Origin of the sequence: Bacillus sp. Nf3, assembly GCF_003028545.1 — a bacterium.
In the GTDB taxonomy this organism is placed as follows: domain Bacteria; phylum Bacillota; class Bacilli; order Bacillales; family Bacillaceae; genus Bacillus; species Bacillus safensis.
In genome coordinates this window covers 139,273-156,266 of the sequence record NZ_PYUA01000006.1, presented here as the reverse complement: position 1 = coordinate 156,266, position 16,994 = coordinate 139,273, and the positions used below count along the sequence as shown (strand labels likewise).

Annotated in this window: 14 protein-coding genes; 4 read left to right on the top strand and 10 right to left on the bottom strand. The window is 44.0% G+C overall.

What is annotated here, in order from left to right:
• From C9414_RS20065 to C9414_RS16070, 7 genes are all read right to left on the bottom strand, one after another.
• On the bottom strand, positions 1-2,557 hold a 2,557-nt coding region (locus C9414_RS20065; protein WP_368731616.1), incomplete at its 3' end, for a beta strand repeat-containing protein.
• A gap of 110 nt (positions 2,558-2,667) precedes the next feature.
• A complete protein-coding gene (gene ribD / locus C9414_RS16100; RefSeq protein ID WP_107164040.1) occupies positions 2,668-3,750 on the bottom strand; it encodes a bifunctional diaminohydroxyphosphoribosylaminopyrimidine deaminase/5-amino-6-(5-phosphoribosylamino)uracil reductase RibD in 1,083 nt (360 codons plus the stop codon).
• A gap of 283 nt (positions 3,751-4,033) precedes the next feature.
• Entirely contained in the window at positions 4,034-5,791 is a 1,758-nt protein-coding gene (locus C9414_RS16090; protein WP_047204201.1) for a WD40 repeat domain-containing protein, read from the bottom strand.
• A gap of 4 nt (positions 5,792-5,795) precedes the next feature.
• Complete coding sequence (locus C9414_RS16085; RefSeq protein ID WP_039177089.1) at positions 5,796-6,599, bottom strand: formylglycine-generating enzyme family protein; 804 nt, start codon at positions 6,597-6,599, stop codon at positions 5,796-5,798.
• A 32-nt stretch (positions 6,600-6,631) separates the two neighbouring features.
• Positions 6,632-7,357, bottom strand: a complete 726-nt coding sequence (locus tag C9414_RS16080; RefSeq protein WP_039177087.1) for a GTP cyclohydrolase II — start codon at positions 7,355-7,357, stop codon at positions 6,632-6,634.
• A 277-nt stretch (positions 7,358-7,634) separates the two neighbouring features.
• Positions 7,635-8,291, bottom strand: coding sequence for a class I SAM-dependent methyltransferase (locus C9414_RS16075; protein ID WP_024424594.1), 657 nt, complete (start codon positions 8,289-8,291; stop codon positions 7,635-7,637).
• Between the two features lie 959 nt (positions 8,292-9,250).
• Entirely contained in the window at positions 9,251-9,598 is a 348-nt protein-coding gene (locus C9414_RS16070) for a YflT domain-containing protein (RefSeq protein ID WP_039177084.1), read from the bottom strand.
• 221 nt (positions 9,599-9,819) lie between these two features.
• On the opposite strand from C9414_RS16070, the gene C9414_RS16065 reads away from it, so the two are divergent.
• Positions 9,820-10,197: a YfmB family protein gene (locus C9414_RS16065; protein WP_039177083.1), complete on the top strand. Its 378-nt coding sequence runs from the start codon at positions 9,820-9,822 to the stop codon at positions 10,195-10,197.
• Positions 10,198-10,318: 121 nt separating this feature from the next.
• Positions 10,319-11,323: an NADP-dependent oxidoreductase gene (locus C9414_RS16060; protein WP_107164039.1), complete on the top strand. Its 1,005-nt coding sequence runs from the start codon at positions 10,319-10,321 to the stop codon at positions 11,321-11,323.
• Between the two features lie 35 nt (positions 11,324-11,358).
• Here the strand turns inward: C9414_RS16060 and C9414_RS16055 are convergent, their stop codons facing one another.
• On the bottom strand, positions 11,359-12,501 hold the full coding sequence (locus tag C9414_RS16055; protein ID WP_059376779.1) for a DEAD/DEAH box helicase: 1,143 nt from the start codon (positions 12,499-12,501) through the stop codon (positions 11,359-11,361).
• Positions 12,502-12,653: 152 nt separating this feature from the next.
• Between C9414_RS16055 and C9414_RS16050 the strand changes: the two genes are divergently transcribed.
• Positions 12,654-14,207 (top strand): ABC-F family ATP-binding cassette domain-containing protein, encoded by a 1,554-nt coding sequence (locus C9414_RS16050; protein WP_024426645.1) that lies wholly within the window; start codon positions 12,654-12,656, stop codon positions 14,205-14,207.
• A 46-nt stretch (positions 14,208-14,253) separates the two neighbouring features.
• Here the strand turns inward: C9414_RS16050 and C9414_RS16045 are convergent, their stop codons facing one another.
• Positions 14,254-15,444 (bottom strand): MFS transporter, encoded by a 1,191-nt coding sequence (locus tag C9414_RS16045; protein ID WP_039177075.1) that lies wholly within the window; start codon positions 15,442-15,444, stop codon positions 14,254-14,256.
• A 56-nt stretch (positions 15,445-15,500) separates the two neighbouring features.
• Positions 15,501-15,926: a MerR family transcriptional regulator gene (locus C9414_RS16040; RefSeq protein WP_039177074.1), complete on the bottom strand. Its 426-nt coding sequence runs from the start codon at positions 15,924-15,926 to the stop codon at positions 15,501-15,503.
• Between the two features lie 143 nt (positions 15,927-16,069).
• Here C9414_RS16040 and folE2 point away from each other — a divergent pair, with 143 nt between their 5' ends.
• A complete protein-coding gene (folE2, locus tag C9414_RS16035; protein WP_107164038.1) occupies positions 16,070-16,966 on the top strand; it encodes a GTP cyclohydrolase FolE2 in 897 nt (298 codons plus the stop codon).
• The last annotated feature ends 28 nt before the right edge of the window (positions 16,967-16,994 follow it).

The window sequence follows — 16,994 nt, the reverse complement described above, 5'->3', positions numbered from 1 at the left end:
TGGCGCCAGTGGCTCCGGTCGCTCCTGTTACTCCTGTGACTCCGGTGGCTCCGGTCGCTCCTGTTGCTCCTGTGACGCCGGTGGCTCCGGTCGCTCCTGTACCCGTGACTCCCGTTGCTCCTGTATCACCCGTTACACCAGTGGCTCCGGTTACTCCCGTTGCTCCTGTTGCTCCGGTTACCCCAGTTGCACCTGTTAAACCTGTGGCGCCAGTGGCTCCGGTCGCTCCTGTTACTCCTGTACCCGTGACTCCCGTTGCTCCTGTATCACCCGTTACCCCAGTGGCTCCGGTTACTCCTGTAGCGCCAGTGGCTCCGGTCGCTCCGGTGACGCCGGTGGCACCGGTCACTCCTGTACCCGTGACTCCCGTTGCTCCTGTATCACCCGTTACCCCAGTGGCTCCGGTTACTCCTGTTGCTCCCGTTGCTCCTGTATCACCTGTTACCCCAGTGATTCCGGTGACGCCGGTTGCTCCGGTTACTCCTGCGGCGGCCAATAACGTATAGTCTGGTGACGTATCTGGTGTACCTGTTGGTGGTGCTGTATTCACAACATAGGTTCCACCTTCATATGTCACCACTTGACCTACTGGATAGGTTGGGGCTGTTGCTGGGTCAAACGCCAAAATGCCAGTTAATCCTACACCGGTTACTCCCGTGGCTCCTGTTACTCCTGTTGCTCCCGTATCTCCTGTTGCACCGGTGGCTCCAGTAACACCTGTGACGCCGGTGGCTCCTGTATCTCCTGTGGCTCCGGTAGTTCCTGTACCCGTGACTCCCGTTGCTCCTGTTTCACCCGTTACCCCAGTGGCTCCGGTCGCTCCGGTTACTCCTGTGACTCCAGTATCACCGGTTACCCCAGTTGCACCGGTTACTCCGGTGGCTCCGGTAACACCTGCGGCTGCTAATAACGTATAGTCTGGAGAAGTATCCGGTGTACCTGTTGGAGGCGCTGTATTGACCAGATATGTTCCGCCTTCATATGTCACCACTTGACCTACTGGATAGGTTGGCGCTACTGCTGGATCAAACGCTGCGACTCCGGATAAACCAACTCCAGTCGCTCCCGTCACTCCTGTTGCCCCTGTATCACCAGTTACCCCAGTTGCACCAGTTGGTCCTGTGACGCCGGTTGCACCAGTTTCTCCTGTCGCTCCTGTGACCCCTGTTGCCCCTGTTTCACCGGTGGCTCCTGTACCAGTAGCTCCGGTTGGGCCAATTTCCCCTGTCGTTCCCGTAACACCAGTTGCTCCGGTTGGGCCAATTTCTCCTGTTGCTCCTGTGACGCCTGTAGCTCCGGTTGGGCCAACTTCCCCCGTTGGTCCTGTCACTCCTGTTGCGCCGGTGGAACCCGTGACTCCTGTACCGGTTGTTCCTGTAACGCCAGTCGCTCCTGCAGCGGCCAATAACGTATAATCTGGTGACGTATCTGGTGTGCCTGTTGGTGGCGCCGTGTTAACAAGGTAGGTTCCTCCTTCATATGTCACCACTTGACCTACTGGATAAGTTGGCGCTACTGCTGGATCAAACGCTGCGACTCCAGATAAACCGACTCCAGTCGCTCCGGTCACTCCTGTTGCCCCTGTTTCACCAGTTACCCCAGTTAAACCTGTTGGTCCTGTGACGCCGGTTGCTCCTGTTTCACCTGTTGCACCGGTTGCTCCTGTGCCAGTGGCGCCGGTTGGACCAATTTCCCCCGTTGCTCCTGTGACGCCAGTCGCTCCCGTTTCACCTGTTGCACCGGTTGCTCCTGTGCCAGTGGCGCCGGTTGGACCAATTTCCCCCGTTGCTCCTGTGACGCCAGTCGCTCCCGTTTCACCTGTTGCACCGGTTGCTCCTGTGCCAGTGGCGCCCGTAACTCCTGTCGCTCCTGCAGCAGCTAAAAGCGTATAATCTGGGGAAGTATCGGGTGTACCTGTTGGCGATGCTGTGTTCACAAGGTACGTTCCACCGTCATATGTCACCACTTGACCTACTGGATACCCTGGTGCCGCTGCCGCATCAAACGGAACAACTCCTGTTAAACCTACACCAGTAGCGCCGGTTGCCCCTGTCGGACCTGGATCTCCCGTGACACCTGTTGGTCCTGTACCTGTTGCTCCTGCAGCAGCTAAAAGCGTATAGTCCGGTGATGTATCAGGCGTCCCTAATGGCGGTGCTGAATTGACCACATACGTACTGCCATCGTATGTCACCACTTGCCCTACTGGGTAGGTGGGTGCTACTGCTGGATCAAATGCCAAGATGCCTGTTAAACCTACGCCTGTTGGACCGATTGGACCTGCCGGGCCTGCCGGACCCGCTGGACCTACTGCACCCGCCGGACCGGCTGGGCCTCTTCTTCCTCTCCCGCCTGGCGGACCTTGAATCACACAAACACAAGGATCTTTTCCGCAGCAAGGATTTTTCACTGGTTTCCTTTGCTTTTCTGATTTCCCTTTTTTACAACTATCACATTCCCAGCCATCATCCTTATACGCATCATACCAGCTTCCTTTTTGGTAGTGGTCTGTCGAATGAGTTGGATATGTCTTACCACATTGCCTACATCTTTTCATGGAATCACCCCCATCCATCGTATTCATCATGATTTAGAAAGGTGTATGTACACTTTTATTTTTTTATTAATCAAAAGACCTTGCACTTCATGTACAAGATCTTTTTTTCATTAAAGTCTCATCGTCATTTTTAAATCTTTTCCTACCATACTATAATCCATATCTTTTGGACGGATGGCTTCTTTTAATGTTTTCGTACCTTCTCCTTCAAAGAAAGTAGGTGCATCTTTCCCTCCAATTAATAATGGTGCCATATAAATAATGACTTCGTTCACAAGTGATGCTTCTAAAAAGGATGCACTCACACTTCCTCCCGCCTCCACAAGTACCGACATCACAGAACGCTTTTTCAACATACGTAACACCGCATGAAGATCTGTCCGAATTTCTCCGCCTGTGACAAATACTTGAATTCCTTTTTGCATCAGTTGATGATATTTTTTTTGATCGTACTTGTTTGAAGTACAAATAATGGTTTCTGCCATATGATCATTTAAACATTTCGCATGAAGCGGAATCCTTAATGTGGAATCTAAAATGACACGAATGGGCTGTGTCACGATTGGATCTTTCACAATAAGGCCTGCATCATCTTGAATAATGGTTTCGACGCCTGTTATCACAGCATCTGCTTCTTGACGTAATTGCTGCACTTCATTCCTCGCTTCTGTTCCCGTAATCCATTTGCTTTCTTGATGAGCTGTTGCAATTTTCCCGTCTAACGAAATGGCTGTTTTTAATATGACATATGGAAGATCTGATTGTATGGAATGAAAAAAAGGAAGATTTAAGCTGTCCGCTTCCCGTTTACATATCCCTTCTTCTACTTCTATCCCTGCTTGTTTCAACATCGTGACCCCTTTACCTGCTACAAGCGGATTTGGGTCATGAGTGGCAATGACCACACGTTTCACCCCGCTCTTTATTATGGCTTCTGAGCAAGGCCCTGTTTTTCCATGATGCGAACAAGGTTCGAGCGTCACATACATATGAGCTCCCTTCGCCTTATCTCCTGCCATTTGCAGCGCATGAATTTCAGCATGCGGTTCGCCCGCCTTCATGTGAGCACCAATTCCGACGATCTCACCTTTTTTGACTACTACTGCCCCGACAAGCGGATTTGGTGAGGTTTGTCCTTTCATGGCCTTTGCGTTGGCAATCGCTAGCTTCATATAAAAAACATCGTCTTTCATGTAAGTCTCCTTTCCTCTCTTTCAAGGGAAAGAACTCCTTCAGGGAATGAAGGAGTTCTATTCTCATGTGCTATATTTTTTCCATCCGTTTCTTTTCAGATCGATCATAGTAAGGCAAGGAATAAAAAAGTTTATAAGATGCTCGTTGTTTACAAAAACAGCATTTGCGACATTCATATTTATTAATGAGGAGCACATGCGGACAATTGAGTACAGACAGACCTTTTTTCATATGTTCCTTGCAAACACTTATCATGAGAATCCCCCGCTTACATTCTTTTTCTTAATGAGAGATTACTTCTTTCGGAAATTGTTCGAATAAGCGTAGTACTTCGGTATGCGTCCCATCTTCTCGAACGTGATAAATCCCGCCGTCGTATGAGCTTGCGTATACATCATTGCCTAATTGTCTGATGGCACTAATCCCATTTTGGGCAATTCTAATTGGGCCGGTGTTGACATTCAGCTCTGGATTCCACACTACGATATAGCCCCAATAATCACCGCTTACAATATAGCCAGAGTCTGTGACTGTGACCGATTTAATCGAATACTGGTGTTCGTTATGCTGGTCTAAAATTCTTCCTGTATGCAAATCAAACAATCTCACATTCTTGTCACGGCTGACAATGGCGATACGGTCTCGTTTACTATCAATAAAGACATCATTTAACAGCTCTGTCGCACCGATGTATTCCGCTTTTAAGGACAAACTCTTTTTATCTAAAAGACAGATGGTTCCTTCAACTGCTGCTGTGATGATATGATCTCCTTCTACCTTTAATGCTTTGACCGCACAATCGTGTGCTTTGGAACGGCCGATTTCCTTTAAGTGTTCTGTTGAAATGACATGTACATAACCGCCGTAAGTTCCAATATAAAATTGACGATCCTCCTCGTGGAAATACACGCTGTTGACCGGACCTGTGTTGAGATCAAACGAAACCATTTGCTGTAATGATTCATGAACAATATGCACCTGACTTGCATGGTCTCCCCACGCATAATAGCTTCCATCCCGTGCAACAGCTACTCCATTTGTTAAAACACCCGTCGATTTGGCAATTTCAATTCCGTTTTTTCTGAATTTTCCATCATCTGATGCGGTAATAATATCACCTGCATCAGTCAGCGCAATATCATTGATAGATGGTGTCGCCATTTCGATCTCATCTGATATGACTTTGCCCTTTTCAATCGACCATTCACAATATGTTTTTCCAAAGCTGGCTCCTAGTATTGACTTCTCATCCTCTGTCCAGACAAGCGAGCGCTCCCACTGATATTTATGAGGCAGCAGCGTATCGACTAAATCACCTGTTTCATAATTCCACAGCTTAATTAAATGGTCGTAGCCTGCTGTCAGCAAGTAATTGCCGCTTGGAGAAAAATTCACGCGCTTGACGCCCTGTAAATGGGCTTTGATGATTTTCTTCTCCTGTAAAGTCGCTGCATCGTAAATAATAACGGTGCCATCATCTCTGCCAAGTGCGAATACTTCTTTTTGATTGCTGCCGCTGATTGTATCCAGCTCATAATCAAACGGGCCGATTTCCCCTACAATTTCTCCGGTCTCATACAGCCATACAAGGACGTATCCATCATCACCTGTTGTGTAAGCTTTATCACCATGTATCCATACAGCTAATACATCTTTGCTATGACCATGGAATTCTCTTAAAATAGCACCCGTTTCGATATCCCACACTAAGCATCTTCTATCTCTGGACACGGATACAAGCAAAGTATCCTGCTTCGCAAAAGCGACGGCTTCTACATCATCCGCATGACCAAACAACGTGCGAATTCGGGTATTTGTGCCTGTATCATATAACTGAATGGTATAGTCTGACGATGCACTCGCTAAATACTTTCCGTTTTCAGAAAGAGATATTGAGTTAATGATATGCTCGTGACTGCCAATAAACGTTCCTTCTCCCGTCGCCCGGTTCCACTGATAAATACAGCGGTCATAGCCGCCAGTATAAACGATTTGGTCGTGCTGAGTTGATAAAACAGATGTAATTGGTCCTCTATGCATAGTTTTACACTCCCACCTTTATATGTTGTTTTTGACGAGTCACTAAACGAAAACCAGTAAATCGAAAAACGGGATCTGGGTGCTTCCCGTGTCTTCTTGCGACTCTGCATAAATCTCCACCTCTTGCGAAGGAGCCGCCTTTTAAAATGTAGTAGTCACTTCCGAGTGTTTCCGTTAAATCATCGACGACCTCGATGCCGCCTTCATATACATGATATTTGGTGTTGACCCATTCCTCGACGTTGCCCCCCATATCATAAAGACCAAATAAGGATCTGCCCTTTTCGTAATGACGGACAGGCGTCGTTTTTTCAATATTTGATTCGTGCGTATTGCAGTAAGAAGGATCAAACTCATCTCCCCATGGATATTGATTTCTCGTGTTTCCCCGGGCAGCATACTCCCATTCTTCTTCCGTAGGAATCGACACATCCATCCCCAGTTTCCCGCTCAGCCACTGACAGAACGAGAAGGCTTCCTCAATGTCCATGCCCCAAGCTGGATGATCTTTTCCCCCGCCAAGCTCTTCATTCGTTAAACTCTCCGGGTATGTCTGGCCTGTTTCATCACAATAGCTTTGATACAGTTCATTGCTGACGACCGTATCTGAGATAAAAAATTCGTTGATATACGGCTGATAGGATGGAAATTCTTTGTACAGCCATTTTTGAAATTTTTTCTCACGGCCGTAGGTTGGATTGAGCAGCTTGTCCTTCCAGTATTCTGATGCCTTTTTCATATCTTCTTCATTACTTCCAATCGTTGCATAGCCGCTTGGAATTTGAATCCAATTGATATCAGGTTTCACGCTTTTCTCCCGCCTTCTTTCAATAAACTCGTCTATTGATTAATTAATTTCTTCTCATCGACCATATGCCCTGAGGCTGCTTTTGCCTTTAAATAGGCTTCATTGTAGAGAGAGGCTTCGACCGTATGATCAAACCGCAAAACAGGAAGACCGTAAGCTGCAATAGAATCGACTTTATCTGGATTGTTCGTTAGTAAATGCAATGGTTTCCCTTTGTTTAAATAGTGCAGAACTGCTGCTGCTTCCTCGTAATGCCGATCATCATCTCCGCAGCCGATCAGACGGTTGGCTTCAAAAGTATCCAGCTGCATTTCCTGTAATTTATACGTCAATGCTTTTGCCATCAGCCCAATAGACCGCCCTTCTTGATTGGCCATATACACCAGCATGCCTTTTCCGTAATCGGTGATTTTCTTCAGCGATAATGCAAGCTGTGGACCACAGTCACATTTCAGTGACCCAAACACATCACCTGTTTGGCAGACACTATGGATTCGCACAAGCGGCGGCCGTTCATTTTCAAAGTCGCCAAATAAGAGACAAGAGGAAAAGGTTTGCTGCGCGGTACTCATTTGGACAATCGATTCGATCGTTGGTTTTGTATCCCGTTCAACACGTGCGAAGGCATACCACTTAAATGGCACTTCTTCATGTTGAATGGAAATTGGCAAATTCACAGGCCCCACGAGCAAATAGTGTTTTTCTTGAAAGGTAAAATGATGAATCATTGATTGTAATTCATCTACAAACTTGTTCATTTGTCTCCCCCCTATTCATCACTGCACCCAAATCGACTCCCATAGCGCAGTGATGGAGTGATGAATATGTGTATGCACTCCCTCTGCCTGTGTGCTCCCGCAGAAGGAAATGAATGTGCAGTGTCTCTCATCGCTTTAGACCTTGTCCATTTCCAGTACAAAGGAGCAGAAATCTTGGTTCATATGCTTTTCTGTCAGAGCAGCAAACACCCTTGATTGGCAGACGCTCGTTCTTAACTTGAACACCTCTGCTAGCTTTGAATCACTCACCTTTGTACTAGATTTTGACGGCAATGACATGATGCTGGCTTATTCCGGCCTTCGCTTGTAACGGTGATATGGATACAAGCTCCAGACCTGATGTACAAATTTTTTCGCCAAGCTGAGAATCTGAAAATGAAAAATGAAAACGACCATCTTCTCCGATTAATCCTGTTTTCCACTGTTCTCCCCAGACAACAAGTGAAAAGACACCGCCTTCATGAAGTAAAGAAGAGACCTGTTTTAAATAACGTTCATGGTCATCAGGATGTTGATGATGAAAGCAGCCATGATCTAAAATTAAATCAAACTGCATCCCGCGTCCCTGATCCATGGACCATGACATAAAATCTTGATGAACAAAGTGGACAGGAACTGTTTCTCTTTTCTGTAACCCTTCCCACTCCTCATGCTCATACAGATCGATACCGACATATGCGGAAAGCCCGCTTAAATGTTCAAGTGCACGGCCGTTGCCGCACCCGATATCCAGTACAGAAGCAAGTGCATTCTTTTCCCTTGAACGCCATGCCTTTAATGACATCACTGCTGCGTCTGTTAAGGATGGATCAGTGGACCACATATCTGTTCTTTGCTCATAATGCTCTTGGAATGCCATGCGCATCTTTTCTAAATACAATCCACTGTCTTCATGGTACAAAGCCTTTTTCATCATGAAACCTCCTTCAATTCACAATCGTCTTTTCGGGCAAAGGTGGTTTTCAAGCCAAAAACCTTATGTTAGAATGAGAGATGGATTTTTTAGGAAAATCTGTTTGTCTGAAAAAGGAGAGCAGCATCCCACATGTTCACTCTTCTTTTTCAGCATTCATCCTCCTCATATGCAGCCGTTTGAAGGCCGCCTCGCCTCAGCTTGTTCTCTCTTTTTTTCATATGAGTTCACCTCCTTCACCGTTCGATCAACTCACATCCTTTATTGAAACCGCTTTCTCTTTTGTATAAGGACTTAACGCCTTTTGACTATCTCTTGCAAAGTGTTCATAGTAGAAAAACCAATCTACTGTTTAGAATGACTATCATTTTTTTTCAAGTAAATGATTCTTTTTTTGTTTTAGTAGACACTTTTGTAACTTAAAGGCGCTTAGGCCTTGGTTTCTGCCACCCCCTTTCACTAAGTTATGCTCCGAATAAACTCGTCAGAAATTTAACAACTAATTCCATAATGACTGGAATAAGCCAAATATATTGTTTTTAGTTTATTTTGTCAACAAATTATTTCCTAAACATTAAAATGAATTTTCTAATTGAAAATACAGGTATTTTTCGTGGTTTTTTGACCTTAAAACAATCATTTCTACACAAAAATACAATTTAAACCAATAGAACTAAGAAATTTATCTACTAAATTACACAAGTTTTTTATTTAATTTTAAATCAAAATAGAAAGATACAATAATTATTTCCCGAATGATTTTTTGTGATATTTCGACTATTTTTTCTGATTCCCCATGTTTTTCTTTGGTATAGCGGCATTTTCAATTAGAGAGTTTACTATTTATTCCATACTTCCGTATTTGTTTTTTATCGTAAAAAAGATATATGTCTCTCCTTCAGACATGGAGGCATGAAAAAAAGCCCCTTACAAAAGTAAGAGGCTTTTTCAGTTGGCGTTTACGCCCAGTTTTTCACTTTTTCATGATCTGTGACAAAGAGAAGCACTTTCCCTTCATCTAAATGTTCTTCAAATGTCTCAGCTTCTTCTTTGGTGAAACCAATTTCATGAATTTTATTGCGGAGCTCATCTCCCTTTTTACTAAAGATGTTCCCGACCGCATGTTTAAGTCCAACTTCTCTTGAGCCTATCGTATTGGCATCTGCATTATTTGCAATACGCTCTGTTCGATCATCGTCATGGGATAGAACATAAATGTCCTCTCTTGCAACACCGATTGATTTTAATTGCTCTACATCTCTTTGAAGTGTTTCATCATTTGAATACTCTCTTACAACAGGTTTCATTTTATATTCCTCCTTTAACGTCTTACGAATCTTTTACCCGTCACTTTTGACATTAAACCTTACAAGAGCACATCCAATTTGCTTAATGAACATACCATGCCTATCGACTTATTTTTGACAAAAAGCCTGTTAAAATGACTAAATTTTCTGAAATATCGTGTTCATTCCTGTGGATTTGTTGTACAATTCTTATACTGGAGGCTAGAAATGAGGGAGAGCTGATGTATTACTTTTCAGCGGAGCAGCAGTTTAATGCTTGGGTTGTCAGTGATTTGGTGAAACAGCTTTTTCAAAAGTGGAATCCTGAAGAAGCAAATACAAAGCCGCTTACATTGTTTGCCGAACAGCACTTTCGCATCTCCATTGATTATCTCTTTTCCATCATTATTAACATTGGAGATATCGAGTCAATTGAACAAGATCCACAAGACCTGTTGTCCTCATATTTGAATATCCTTTTTCCTTTTGTGACGCGCGATATGATGAAAGCCTCCATGCAAAATGCAAACGAATATTTGTTAAAAGAACGTGATGCGGATGTGTATCAGCTGTTTGGCTGTCTCCCGCCGCTCCTCTCTGTATCTTTTCAGAAAAAGTAGTCCCCTCCAATGAGATGGCGGCTGCTTTTTTGTGTGTGTTTTGAAAAGACCGTATGTTTTGAACGAAAAGAAGCATCATGTTAATGTAAATCTAGGCTGTAAGTGAAAGGGAGGATTTGACATGAGTCAACAAAAGCAAATTCAATTAGCCAAACGTCCAAAAGGATTACCTACAAAAGATGTTTTTCATTTTGAAACAGTCGATATACCTGTACCGCAAGATGGAGAGGTTTTGATTCAAACGAAATATGTTTCTGTAGATCCTTATATGAGAGGACGAATGCAGGATACAAAATCCTATACACCTCCGTTCAAGCTAAATGAAGTGATTCAGGGCGGTGTCGTCGGAGAAGTCGTTGAGTCGAAATCGCCACAATTTGAAAAGGGTGATTTTGTCCTTGGTTTCCTTGGCTGGCAAGAATACTCCACTGCCAAAGCTGAATCTCTGACTAAAATTGATCCGTCCATTGCGCCATTGTCCTATTATTTAGGCATCTTGGGGATGCCAGGGCAAACCGCTTACTTTGGCCTGCTTGCGATTGGCCAGCCAAAAGAAGGCGAGACGGTTGTCATTTCTGGAGCCGCAGGTGCCGTTGGTTCCGTTGTGGGACAAATCGCTAAGATCAAAGGCGCACACGTCGTGGGAATTGCCGGATCTGATGATAAACTCGATTATTTAAAAGAATTAGGCTTTGATGAAACGATTAATTATAAAACAACGAGTGATTTAGATGATGCGATTGCAAAAGCCTGTCCTAACGGCGTTGATGTGTACTTTGACAATGTAGGCGGCGAGATTTCAGATGCGGTGATGAATCATTTGAACCGTTTTGCACGCATTCCAGTATGCGGTGCCATTTCTTCTTATAATATTAGTGCGAGCGAAGATATCGGACCGCGTGTGCAAACAAAACTCATCAAAACAAGCGCATTGATGCAAGGCTTCATCGTTGCCAACTATTCAGATCGTTTTGGAGAGGCCGCGAAGGATCTCGCACAATGGGTAAAAGAAGACAAACTCACATATAAAGAAACAATCATTGAAGGCTTTGATAACATTCCTGATGCATTCCTTGGATTATTCAAAGGGGAAAATGTCGGAAAACAGCTTGTCAAAATTTCATAACAAAAAAGGACCCTCCATGTGGAAGGGTCCTTTTCTTATGCCTGCTTAGGCGCAAGCTGCAGCTGGCCTTGCTTATACACAATTTCTTCAAGCGAAAGATTCAGCTTTTTCGCCATTTTTTTCAGCATTGATTGCTCTTGAGGTGTGACAAGACTGATGACTGCGCCTTCTTTTCCAGCACGTCCGGTTCTGCCTGAACGGTGGATGTAGCCCTCTTCATTTGGCATATCTGCATGAATGACATATGGCAGGTCATCAATATCGATTCCTCTTGCTGCAATATCTGTTGCAAGGAGGAGCGGGAATTCACGCTGTTCAAATGATTTTAATATTACAGCACGCTCAGCTTTTTTTGCTTCACTATGAAGGACACCAAGGTCGACATGGTGATACGCTAATTTCTCTGCATAAATGCTTAAGTTCGTAATGTCACGCACAAAAACGAGCGCCTGCATGTCCTCAAGCCGTGATAGCTTTTGCAGTAGTTTCACTTTGTCACGCTGATCACATAACAGATAATAGTGACCCACTTTCTGCGCTTCTTCCTCGCTTCTAGCAATTTTCAATACTTCTGGTTCAGATGTCATTTCTTTGATCAGCTGAACGGTTTCTTCTTTCAACGTGGCAGAAAAACAAAGGATTTGTCTTTCTTTTAATGTGGACTTAATGATCGCTTGGATCGTTTTCATATGCTCTGGCACAAGAAGCTGATCTGCTTCGTCTAATACGATCGTTTTGACTTCATGCATTTTCAGTTTCTTGATTTTGATTAATTCTTGTACTCGGCCAGGTGTCGCCACAACGACGTTCGGGTGTTTCTTTAGCTTTTCTTGCTGCTTCTTGATGTTCGCTCCACCAATCAAGGAGACCGCTTTGATGTCTGATCCTTGTTTGAACTCTTGCACGACATCAAAGATTTGCATCACAAGCTCTCTTGAAGGTGCCAAGATTAAGACTTGCGGATGCTTAATATTGACATCAATTTTATTTAAAAGCGGCAGAACATACGCAAGTGTCTTCCCCGTTCCAGTTGGTGATTCTGCGATCACATCACGCTTCTCCGTAATCCACTCTGCTGTTTTTTCTTGTATAGCTGTTGGTTTTTCGAAGCCAGCCGCTTGAAAGTTCTCTTGAATAAATGGCTTTGCTTCTTTCAAAAATGCCCAATTTTCCGTCATGTCGATCTCCTTTATCCTCATTCAATCTATCCTTTAGTATCTCAAAATCAGCTTTGAAACGCAATTTTTCTTTTGATGCTTTTATCGAGCCGAACAGTTCGATATAATCATGAGAGGCACTAGCCGTTTTGAATCTATTTGAGGTGTAAAAAATGATATTATCTGTTAAAGATTTAAGTCATGGCTTTGGCGACAGAGCCATTTTCCACGAAGTGTCCTTCCGTTTATTAAAAGGCGAGCATGTCGGGTTAATCGGCGCCAACGGTGAAGGAAAGTCAACGTTTATGAATATTATTACTGGCAAGCTGGAGCCAGATGCAGGAAAAGTCGAATGGGCGAAAAATGTCCGTGTCGGCTATCTTGATCAGCATACCGTGCTAGAAAAGGGAAGAACGATCCGTGAAGTCCTTCAGGATGCATTCCATTATTTATTTTCAATGGAAGCCGCGATGAATGACATTTATGGCAAAATGGGTGAAGCCGATCCTGATGAGCTGGAAAAGCTGTTAGAGGAAGTGGGCGTCATTCAGGATGCACTGACAAACAATGATTTCTATATCATTGATTCTAAGGTCGAGGAGATTGCAAGAGGTCTTGGCTTAACAGATCTCGGGTTGGACCGTGATGTGACGGAGCTCAGCGGCGGTCAGCGTACGAAGGTGCTGCTAGCGAAATTGCTGTTAGAGAAGCCAGAAATTCTTCTTCTCGATGAGCCGACCAACTATTTGGATGAGCAGCATATTGAGTGGCTGAAGCGTTATTTACAGGAATATGAAAATGCGTTCATCCTCATTTCACATGATATTCCGTTTTTAAACAGTGTCATCAACTTGATTTATCATGTTGAAAATCAAGAGCTCACGCGCTATGTTGGCGACTACGACCAATTTAAACAAGTGTACGAAGTCAAAAAGCAGCAGCTCGAAGCAGCCTATAAAAGACAGCAGCAGGAAGTGGCTGAACTAAAGGATTTTGTCGCAAGAAACAAAGCACGTGTCAGCACAAGAAATATGGCGATGTCCCGCCAAAAGAAACTGGATAAGATGGATATGATTGAACTCGCAGCAGAAAAGCCAAAACCTGAATTCCATTTTAAACCGGCACGTACTTCTGGGAAACTGATTTTTGAAACGAAAGATTTGGTCATCGGTTATGATGAACCACTCTCCCGCCCATTGAATTTGAAAATGGAACGCGGGCAAAAAATTGCGTTGTACGGTGCTAACGGTATCGGTAAAACGACGCTGCTCCGAAGTCTTCTTGGGGAAATCACACCTATTTCTGGTGAGGTGGAACGTGGAGAATTCTTGCATATTGGCTACTTTGAGCAAGAAGTAAAAGAGCAGAACAGCAATACTTGTATTGAAGAAGTATGGAGCACCTTCCCTTCTTACACGCAATATGAAGTCAGAGCCGCTCTTGCAAAATGCGGATTAACGACAAAACATATTGAAAGCCGTGTATCTGTTTTAAGTGGAGGAGAAAAAGCAAAGGTTCGTCTTTGCAAGCTGATCAACGAAGAAACCAACTTACTTGTTCTCGATGAGCCGACAAACCACTTAGATGTCGATGCAAAAGAAGAACTAAAACGCGCGTTAAAAGAATATAAAGGCAGCGTCTTATTGATTTCTCACGAACCTGAATTTTATCAAGATGTGGCAACCGAAACTTGGAATTGCGAATCTTGGACGACAAAAGTATTATAACGACAAAAAAGCCTCATATCTTCAAAAGATATAAGGCTTTTTCTAATTAATGACCTGCTTGGATATTCACCAAATGTTTACGTCCAAGGAGCAGGATGATCATCCCTAAGAGAACCACAGCAGCCCCGACATAATAAGGTGTACTTGCTGTATAGGATTCAGCGAGAACTCCGGCAATCCAAGGAGCAATCGCGCCCCCAATAAATCGTACAGCACTGTAAGAGGATGAAGCAATTGAACGTTCAACCGGTGCTGACCCCATCACAGCTGTCGTGAGCACTGTATTGATCATACCGAGAATTCCCCCAGCAATGACAATTCCGCAGATCACGACCACAGCATGAGACGTCCATACCCCAATACCGAATAAAATCACAGCAAACGAAGCAAACAGAACGACAAGCGAGGTCAATGTCCCAAGTTTACGATGAATGACTGGCGCTGAGAAGACAGAGGTCACAGCCAAGAATAGCCCCCATCCAAAAAAGACATATCCAAGTCCATGCTCATCAAGATGGAGCACAAATGGCGAATACGCTAAAAGCACAAAGAAACCGAAATTGTATAAGAAAGCGGCAGATGCCATCGTTAAAAGCCCTTTATATTTTAACGCCCCGACAGCCTCAAATAATTTCACTTTTTTCTGCGGCTTTTGCATAGGTGGAAGCATAAAGGTAATCGCTAAAAGAGCAATAAGCATTAACACGGCAACACCAAAGAAAGGCCCGCGCCAAGAAATTGTGCCAAGCTCACCGCCAAGCAGCGGTCCAACCGATATCCCAAGACCTAGTGCTGCCTCGTATAAAATAATAGCCTTCGCACTTCCTCCAACAGATACACCAACAATGACAGAGAGTGCAGTTGAAATAAATAAAGCATTCCCAATGCCCCATCCGCCTCTAAAGCCAATTAATTCATTAATCGTTGAAGAAGTACCACCTAAAGCAGAAAAAACAATAATAAAAATGAGTCCAACTAATAACGTCCATTTCGCACCAATCCGACTAGAAATAAAGCCGGTAAAGAACATCACAAAGCCGGTCACAAGTAAGTAGCTTGTAAATAAAAGAGAGACCTGGCTTGGAGATGCGTGTAATTGCGATGCAATGGCTGGCAGGATCGGGTCGACGAGTCCTATTCCCATAAACGAAATCACACACGCAAAGGCAACAGCCCAAACGGCTTTTGGCTGCCTAAGCAGACTTGTACGCTGTTTCAACACTTCTTCTTCCTTCATTCCATCAGAACCTTTCCTTCAAATGTTGACAAAATAAAATAAACACGCAGAGGTGTTTATTTTTGTAATTGCTCAATTGCATGAGCCGCTCTTTCTTTCATCGCTTCAAGATCCTTTTTAAAGGATTGAATCGTTTCAAGCTTTTTTGTTATCAATTGATGCTGCACAGTCAGCTGCGCATCAATATCTAAAAGCTTCTCTAATCGCTCCTTCGGATCAAGCGACAGCAAGTAGCCTTCTTTATTCAACTCTAGCTGCTTTCCGATTTCCATAAACGATTGAAGCTCCTGTAAAGAAAAGCCGAGTACCTCTTTTGCCTGCATCACTTTCTCTAGCTCTTCCATATCGTCCTCTGAGTAAAGTCTGACACCGCCCTCAGTCCGCTTTGGTGCTGATAATAAACCAATCTCTTCATAGAAACGAATCGTCCGTTTTGTCAGTCCGCTTCTTTTCGCCACTTGATCAATTTTCATCCATTCCATCGCCAGTGCCTCCTGCTCATCAATTCATGTTTTATTATACACCTTTATAACCTTAACGTAAACGTCAAAGTTTTAACGCTTGATTTATTCCGTATGTTGTCGCAAAATAAATAGTAATAATTACGATTTATAGGAGGTACTATATGCGCTCATTTCCACCTAAAGTAGAACGGCACCAGCTATTTGGATCAGTACCGCCAAGTCTTGGCACAAAGCCTTGGCAAAAAGAGGACATGTCTGACATTCAAAAAACAGAGCAGGACTTTTATTTTCACCTTCAACAAGTCGGGATCTGTCGCATGTCCTATCCCATACATATCGTATCTAAAACAGCACCACAGCGCCAAACAACCACTGCTGAATTCTCACTGAGTACATCCCTGCCAGCCCATCAAAAAGGCATTCATATGAGCCGTCTCACTGAACAGCTGCACTCGTTTTATGAAAGCAGCAAGCCGCTTGATGTGAATACCCTAAAAGATTTGACGGTCGCGCTCGCCCGGAAAATGAATCAATCCTCTGCTTCCATTCAAGTTTCCTTTCCATGGTACATGGAAAAACAAAGTCCAGTCACCGGGCAGTCAGGCTTGATGCATGCGACTGTCAAATATGACGTCCATTTTCATGAAAAGGACGGATGGACCTGTCATGTGGGCTGCGATGCACAGGTCACAACATTATGTCCCTGTTCCAAAGAAATCAGTGAATATGGTGCCCATAATCAGCGCGGGTCTGTTTCCATTCAAGTAGAGTTGTTTGAACAAGCAGCGCTCCCTGACGACATCAAGGCCGTTCTTTTACATATCATTGAGTCCAATGCGAGCGCACCGCTTTATCCCGTGCTCAAAAGACCTGATGAAAAGAAAGTGACAGAAGAGGCTTATGAAAATCCGCGCTTTGTAGAAGATATCACAAGGTTAATTGCCATTGAATTATATGAGCAGCCATGGATTAAAGGCTTTCAAGTCGAGTGTCGTAATGAGGAATCCATCCATCAGCATGATGCGTATGCCAAATGCTCCTATCAAAAAAACCTGTAGATCGCTCTACAGGTTTTTATTTCCACAT

Excerpts from the sequence above, each read along its gene's own strand:
- ribD (WP_107164040.1), bottom strand. The coding sequence starts at position 3,750 with ATGAAAGACGATGTTTTTTATATGAAGCTAGCGATTGCCAACGCAAAG.
- C9414_RS16090 (WP_047204201.1), bottom strand. The coding sequence starts at position 5,791 with ATGCATAGAGGACCAATTACATCTGTTTTATCAACTCAGCACGACCAA.
- C9414_RS16080 (WP_039177087.1), bottom strand. The coding sequence starts at position 7,357 with ATGAACAAGTTTGTAGATGAATTACAATCAATGATTCATCATTTTACC.
- C9414_RS16075 (WP_024424594.1), bottom strand. The coding sequence starts at position 8,291 with ATGAAAAAGGCTTTGTACCATGAAGACAGTGGATTGTATTTAGAAAAG.
- C9414_RS16070 (WP_039177084.1), bottom strand. The coding sequence starts at position 9,598 with ATGAAACCTGTTGTAAGAGAGTATTCAAATGATGAAACACTTCAAAGA.
- C9414_RS16065 (WP_039177083.1), top strand. The coding sequence starts at position 9,820 with ATGTATTACTTTTCAGCGGAGCAGCAGTTTAATGCTTGGGTTGTCAGT.
- C9414_RS16060 (WP_107164039.1), top strand. The coding sequence starts at position 10,319 with ATGAGTCAACAAAAGCAAATTCAATTAGCCAAACGTCCAAAAGGATTA.
- C9414_RS16055 (WP_059376779.1), bottom strand. The coding sequence starts at position 12,501 with ATGACGGAAAATTGGGCATTTTTGAAAGAAGCAAAGCCATTTATTCAA.
- C9414_RS16050 (WP_024426645.1), top strand. The coding sequence starts at position 12,654 with ATGATATTATCTGTTAAAGATTTAAGTCATGGCTTTGGCGACAGAGCC.
- C9414_RS16045 (WP_039177075.1), bottom strand. The coding sequence starts at position 15,444 with ATGAAGGAAGAAGAAGTGTTGAAACAGCGTACAAGTCTGCTTAGGCAG.
- C9414_RS16040 (WP_039177074.1), bottom strand. The coding sequence starts at position 15,926 with ATGGAATGGATGAAAATTGATCAAGTGGCGAAAAGAAGCGGACTGACA.
- folE2 (WP_107164038.1), top strand. The coding sequence starts at position 16,070 with ATGCGCTCATTTCCACCTAAAGTAGAACGGCACCAGCTATTTGGATCA.